The organism is Kitasatospora sp. NPDC059973 (assembly GCF_042737525.1).
Taxonomy (GTDB): Bacteria; Actinomycetota; Actinomycetes; order Streptomycetales; family Streptomycetaceae; genus Kitasatospora.
In genome coordinates this window covers 1-4293 of record NZ_JBHWUI010000315.1, presented here as the reverse complement: position 1 = coordinate 4293, position 4293 = coordinate 1, and the positions used below count along the sequence as shown (strand labels likewise).

Annotated in this window: 2 protein-coding genes and 1 pseudogene; all 3 read right to left on the bottom strand. The window is 76.1% G+C overall.

Annotated features, from left to right (window positions below):
• Positions 1-1731, bottom strand: a pseudogene (locus ACFWA9_RS38460) (hypothetical protein); the annotation flags it as partial.
• Positions 1732-1826: 95 nt separating this feature from the next.
• A complete protein-coding gene (locus tag ACFWA9_RS38455) occupies positions 1827-2702 on the bottom strand; it encodes a hypothetical protein (RefSeq protein ID WP_329490851.1) in 876 nt (291 codons plus the stop codon).
• 100 nt (positions 2703-2802) lie between these two features.
• The coding region (locus tag ACFWA9_RS38450; protein WP_380394118.1) for a hypothetical protein at positions 2803-4293 on the bottom strand (1491 nt) is incomplete at its 5' end.

Sequence of the window (4293 nt, the reverse complement as noted above, 5' to 3'; positions counted from 1 at the left end):
GGTGAGCTTCGACAGGGCCGCTATGGAGCGGTAGAGCGGGTGGCCGGTGTCGTACGCGTCGGAGGCGTGCGTGCGCTCGGTGCCCAGCTGGTCGTCGTCGAGGTAGTCGGCGGTCTTCTCCACGTCGGCGGCGTGCAGGGCGGCGCGGGCCGGGTCGGGCTCGGCGGTTCCGGGGTCGATCCAGCCGGCCTCGACCGCGGCGGCGGTCTCCCGCTCGACCTCGGCGAGGCGCTGGCGCAGGTGGTCGGACTCGCTGCGGGCCTTCTGGGCGGCGGTGGCGGCCTCGGTGGCGTCGGACTGGGCCTTGGCGCCGTCCGCCTGGAGCTCGCCGGCGCGCTGCTCCTCGGTGTCGGCGCGCTCCTCGGCGGCCGCGGCGGCGCTTTCCAGGGCGCGGGCCAGCGCGGTGGCGGCGCGGGCGCGGGCGGCGAGCGCCGGGGCGGCGTCGAGCTCGGCCTCGCGGATCGCGGCGGCGACCCTGGCCACCCGGTCGGCGGCGGCGCGCTGGCGCAGCACGGCCTCGGCGGCCTGCCAGGCGGAGTGCAGGGTACGGGCGTCGATGAGCTCGCGGCGCAGCGCGGCGGCCTCGGTGGTGGCGGCGGCCAGGCCGAGGGTGGCGTGCCGGTGGGTCAGCTCGGCGGTGATGAGGGTGTGCCGGGTGCGGTCGGCCTCGGCGGCGGTGACGGCGCTCGCGGCGGCGGCGACCTCGATGGAGAGGTCCTGGGCGCGGTCGCGTTCGGCGGCGGCGCGCGAGGTCAGGGCGTGGGCGAGGCGGCGGGTGCGGCGCTCGGCGGTGCGGTGGGCCTCGCGGACGGTCTCCCGCGCGATGGTGGACTCGGCGATGCGCTCCAGCAGCTCCAGCGAGCCGGCGGTGAAGTCGCGTTCGGCGGTGAGCTCGGCGCGGCGGCCGAGCTTGGCGGCGAAGCCGTGGACGAGGTCGGCCAGGCCGTCGGTGTCCCGGGTGTCGGTGACGGCGCGCAGCAGCAGGTCGGTGAAGTCGCTGTCGTGCTTGACCGCGAACAGGCCCGCCGCCTCGCCCTCGTCGGCGTTCATCTCGCGCTGGTAGCGGAAGAGTTCGGGGTCGAGGCCGAGTTCGCCGAGGTGCTCCGTCCAGCGGTCGTGGCCGTCCTCGAAGACCAGGTCGAGGTGGGGGTGGGCCTTGCCGGCCTCGGTGAGGGCGTCGCGGAAGCCCTTCATGGTGCGGCGGCGGCCGCGGGCCTTCTGGTCGCCGGCCAGGCTGACCCGCTCGGCGACCGGCAGGGAGTCCAGCGTCAGGCCCGGCCCGGGGCGGAAGGAGTACCAGGTCTCGGCGAACTTGCGCGGGTCGGAGGAGACCTGCCGGCCCCGCCACTCGCTGACCTTGCCGACCACGATCGGCTCACCGGTGACGGTGTGCTGCCACTCCAGGGCGACGTGGCCGCAGTCGTCGGCCAGCAGGAACTTGCGCAGCACGCCGGAGCTGGCACCGCCGAGGGTGTTGCGGTGGCCGGGGAGCATCACCGAGAAGATCAGCTTGAGCAGGACGGACTTGCCGCCGCCGTTCTCCAGGAAGAGCACCCCGGCGGGGGCGGGCCGGCGGATCGGCCCGTCCGGCTCCTCGCCGAAGAGGCCGATCTGCTGGGGGGCCGGGTCGGAGACGGGCTCGCCGACACCGCGCAGGTCGAGCACCGTGTCGGCGTAGCGGGCGCCGGCCGGTCCGATCGAGTACAGGCGGACCCGGTTGAGCTCGTACATGTGCGGCGGTTCTCCAGTGCGGGTGGGTCAGGAGTGCGTGGTCAGGGGTGCCCGGCCCGGTGGCGCGGCGGGCCGGTGCGGGTGGGGGCCCGGGGTCAGAGCGCGTGGAACGGCAGGCCCGCGTCGGCGACCAGCTCGTCCCCGGTGTCCGGGGGCAGCAGGCTGGCGGTGCCGTCGGAGACCGGGACGATGCCGAGGTCGAGCAGTTCGGCCATGGCGGCGCTGCCGGCCAGGTCGCGGACCTGGAGCTGGTAGCGGGCGGTGGTGCGGTAGGTGCCGCCGGCGTCGTCCGAGGTCTTCTGCAGGAAGCCGGAGTCGACCAGGAACATCACGGCCTTGGCGACGATGCCGATGGTGGAGCCGGACAGCCGGCGGGCGTCCTTGGTGGCGCCGGTGGCGGTGCGCCGGGCCCAGACCCGCCAGGCGGCCTCCAGGCCGGGGGCGTCGCTCTGCGGGTCGGTGTTGGCGCCGTCGGCCTCGGCCTGCTCCTCCAGCCGGCGGCAGGCCTGGCGGACGAAGGCGTCCACGCCGTTGACCGTGATCCGGCCGAGGTACCCGTCGTCGGCGAGGTCCTCGGGGCGGGGGAAGGCCATCGCGGCGACGGCGAGGTGGGCCAGGCCGTGCAGGAAGCGGTCGGTCGACTCGGAGGCGGCGCGGCGCGAGTAGTCGCCCATCCGGACCGCGAAGACGGAGTCCTCGGCGGCGGCCACGGCCATGCCGGCGCGCGGCGAGACCTCCAGGACGACCAGGCCCATGCCGGTGGCGACGGCGTCGGCGAGGCGGGCGAAGGGCGGGTCCTCGCGGTGGCGGCGGACCAGCTCGGCGTACTCGGCGTCGCGGGCGGGGAGCAGCTTGGCCTGCAGGCCGAAGGAGACCAGGCGGGCCGCGTCGGCGACGTCGGCCGGGGTGATCGGGGCCGGGGCGGCGGGCTCGGCCTCGGGTGCCCAGGACGTGTCGTGGTGGGTCGTCACGGGCGGTGCTCCTCGGGGGTGTTGCCACTGGTGCGGGTGGTGGGGCGGTCGGTCGCGGCTGCCGCGGGGCGGCGCCGGGGGTGCGTCGGCTGTCCGGTCGTCAACTGGCGTCCTTGCGGTCCGCCGCCATGCCGGCCGCGTCCAGCAGGGCGCTGCCGACGATGAGGTCGGCGCCGCCGAACTCGCGGTCCCGCAGCGGAGTGCCGTCGTCGACCGCGAAGAGCAGCCGCTCCTCCCCCTGCCGGTAGGCGGTGCCGACCGGCGGGCTGGCCGCGTGCACCGCCAGCAGGGCGACCAGGTAGGGGAGTTCGGGATCCTGCCGACGGGCGTCGGCGAGCAGCCCGGAGAGCCGGCGGGGGGCGTCGGCGGGCAGGTCGAGCAGGACCAGCGCGGCCTCCAGCTGCGCCTCGGTGAACCGGCTGTCGTCGGGGGTGGCGACGAGGTCCGGATCGGGCAGCTCGGCGCCCAGGTGCTCGCGCTCGACCGGCGGGGTGAGCAGCAGGTCGACCAGGTCGGCGACCCGGACGGAGACCGGCGTGCGCAGACCGGTGCCGCGGGTGAAGAACGCGCCGGTCGGCCGGACGGCCTGCTCCACCGGCAGCCGCAGCACGGGGGCGAGCAGCTGCCCGTAGAGGTCGATGCCGCTGCGGGCGCCGGGCGCGGCGAAGGCCTGGCGGTCCTGCTCGGCGCGGAACAGCGGGCCGGCCTCCAGCAGGCGGGTCTGCAGCTGGGTGTGGCGGCGGATGCAGTCCTTGACGATGTCGACCAGCTCGGCGGCGCGGCGCTTGTGCTCGGGCTCCTCGGCCTCGTCGCGGGCCTTGCGGATGTTGGTGAGAATCGCGTTCTCGTGCCGGTAGCGGTCGGCGATGTGGTCGAGCGCCTCGTCGATGAGGTCGGGGACGGCCTGCATCCAGTCGACGGCGCGCACGTTGCGCCGGGTCGCGTCCAGGGCCCGGCGCAGCGTCTCGGCGTACTGGACGGTGCGGTAGCGGGCCTGCTCGGCGGCGAGCTGGGCGTCGGCCAGCCGGCCGCGCCGGATCAGCACCTCCAGCTTGACCTCGGCGGCGATCTGCGCGGAGGTGACGTCGGTGTCGAGGGCGCCGACCAGGACGTTGACCGCCTCGTCGGTGGTGCGCAGGTAGACGCCGCCGTCGGGGCCGGGCACCTCCTCGATCAGCTTGAAGTCGTAGTCGCGCCGGACGTACGCGCCGTCCTGGCCGAAGGTGCCGTAGACGGCGCGGAACCCGCGGTCGACGCTGCCGACGTTGATCAGCGACTCCAGCACCCAGCGGGCGACCCGCTCGTGCTCGGCGGTCGGGCGGGTGGCGGCCTGGGCGGCGACCCGGGGCAGCAGCCGGGCGAGCACTATCTCGCGGTCGGCCCCGGTGTCGAAGTCCATGTGCAGGGTGACCAGGTCGATGGCGGCGAGGCCGACCTCGGCCATCGCGTAGCCGCCGTACTCGCCGGCCAGCATCACCTTGCGGCTGTCCAGGTCGTGCAGCGGGGCCGTGCAGGCCAGCGCCTTGAGCCGGCGGGCCAGGCCCTCGTCGGCGGCGGGGCCGGGCGCGGGCCGCGCGGCGGCGGCGGGCCC